The sequence below is a fragment of the Klebsiella sp. 28 genome, assembly GCF_018223905.1.
GTDB lineage: Bacteria > Pseudomonadota > Gammaproteobacteria > Enterobacterales > Enterobacteriaceae > Klebsiella > Klebsiella pneumoniae.
Window position 1 is genome coordinate 1 of record NZ_JAGRQY010000329.1, and the last position, 1,996, is coordinate 1,996.

Here is a 1,996-nt window from a genome sequence, read left to right on the forward strand (position 1 = left end):
CTCATCGGCGACGGCGGCCCAGACCCAGTACGACACCCTGTTCGGAGAGGTGGTCTCTGCCGCCGCCGATGAGCGCGCGTTCGTCACCGGACGCTGGCAATTCGACGACGATAAGCTCAATACCCTGCATCATCTTGGCACCGGCAATTTTGTCGCCAGCGGCCGTCATGTGCGGGCAAACTCCCTCGACGAATAAGCGTGACTTGCCGCGGGCGGCCGGTTTTTCCCCTGCCCGGCCTGCGGCCCCCTTTTAACCCGGCGGGCGGCGGCGATCGGCGCTGGGGGTCAGGCCAAATACTTTTTTATACAGGGTGGTAAAGTGGTTGCTGTTGGCGAAGCCGCACAGATAAGCCACTTCGGTAATGGTCATCTCCGTTTCGCGTAATTTGACCCGCGCGGAGACCAGCCGCAGACGTTTCAGATAATTATCCGGGGTTAATCCGGTGGCCTCTTTAATATGGCGAAACGCGGTGCGGGTGGTGAGATGAAATTGCTCCGCCAGCTGCTGCCAGTTATGTTCTTCGAAACAGTGCTCCTGAAGCCAGGTGAGTAATTTATGCAGTTTATAGCGAGTGCTGCTATATTCGGCTTCCGACTCGGCTGTGAGAATGGTGGTCACCAGCTGGAAAAAGAGAGACTCCCGTAGCGGGGTATTATCCGCCGCCCTCAGCGCCGGGGAAAATATCTTTTCCACCAGTTCCCGGCAATAGCTGCGAGTCTCCGGCGCCAGCCAGCCATAGCAGGCGGCGCGCTGCGCGGATAATTGCTGCAGCAATCCCTCCATCTGCTGTAAATAGCCAAAGGCCACCGCCGGATTAATTAAGACATTAATCAGCTTCAGCGTCCCCAGCTCATCATAATAATGCACATCGCCAGGCTGGACGTAAAATACGTCTCCCTGTTGGATATACAGCGGGCGACCATTAATAACGTGTAACCCATGCCCCTCCTCGACGATCACCAGTTCTGCAAATTCATGGCCATGCTCCTGGCTATTATCCTCAGGGTCACTGGCGTACATGCCGAGCTTATCCTGGGGATGGGTGAAATAATACTCAACGGTCAGTGTCATCATCACAGCAAATCCTGAACAACCTATGGCGCAGGGGCACGATAATCTATTCCGGCCCTCGGCACGCGCCCGATGTGCGGATTTGTGATCGCCAGCGCCCCCACCTCATTATTCCTGCCATTTTCACTGACGGTTTGGCATTGCCAGAGTGGTAGCCGCGCCGGACGACGGCCTATGCTGCGCCTAACCTAACGGAGAGGACGCAGTATGTCACAAGCAATTCAATACAATTCCAGCGTGGCGATGATCCGTCATCCGCGCTTTTTACAGCGTGCGGCCGACCTGACGCCCACGCTGCAACGCCTGCGCCAGACGCCGCAGGCCATCGTCGAGGCCGTCGCTGAACCAGGAGCGCTGAACGGCTGGCGGGGGAATACCGTCTGTACGCCGGAGCAGTTTTATCAGCAACCGCTCAACGTCGGCGACAGCATCATTATTGATTTTGGCAGCCATTTTGTTGGCTACCTGCAGTTCAGCTGCCGCAGCGTCGGCAGCCCGCCCGATGCCCCGGCCCATCTGCACTTCACCTTCGGCGAGACGCTGAGCGAAGTCTGTGAGCCGTTCAGCGAATACCAGGGATGGCTGAGCAGCAGCTGGTTGCAGCAGCAGGATCTGTGGCTTGACGTCCTGCCCGCCCGGGTCGCTCTGCCACGTCGCTATTGCCTGCGCTACCTGAAGGTGGAGGTCAAAGCGCTGTCGCGCAAGTTTCGTCTGCAGTTCGATGAGATCGCTCTGGAAACCGTCACCTCTGCCGGCAGCCCGCACCCGGCGGTCATCGCCGATCCGCAGTTGAAAGCCATTGATGACGTTGCCGTTCGTACCCTGAAAAACTGCATGCAGGAGGTGTTTGAAGATGGGCCGAAACGCGACCGTCGGCTGTGGCTGGGCGACCTGCGCCTGCAGGCGCAGGTGAATGACGTGACC

General features: G+C 58.2%; 1 protein-coding gene and 2 pseudogenes. 2 read left to right on the top strand and 1 reads right to left on the bottom strand.

What is annotated here, in order from left to right; translation table 11 throughout:
- Nucleotides 1–196, top strand: a pseudogene (locus tag KHQ28_RS28905) (hypothetical protein); the annotation flags it as partial.
- A gap of 54 nt (nucleotides 197–250) precedes the next feature.
- On the opposite strand, the gene KHQ28_RS28910 reads toward KHQ28_RS28905, so the two are convergent.
- Nucleotides 251–1,075: a helix-turn-helix domain-containing protein gene (locus tag KHQ28_RS28910; protein ID WP_004180112.1), complete on the bottom strand. Its 825-nt coding sequence runs from the start codon at nucleotides 1,073–1,075 to the stop codon at nucleotides 251–253.
- A 204-nt stretch (nucleotides 1,076–1,279) separates the two neighbouring features.
- Here KHQ28_RS28910 and KHQ28_RS28915 point away from each other — a divergent pair.
- Nucleotides 1,280–1,996, top strand: a pseudogene (locus KHQ28_RS28915) (sugar hydrolase); the annotation flags it as partial.

Bases quoted from the DNA above. Each gene is read 5' to 3' on its own strand.
- KHQ28_RS28910 (WP_004180112.1), bottom strand. From the start codon at position 1,075: ATGATGACACTGACCGTTGAGTATTATTTCACCCATCCCCAGGATAAG.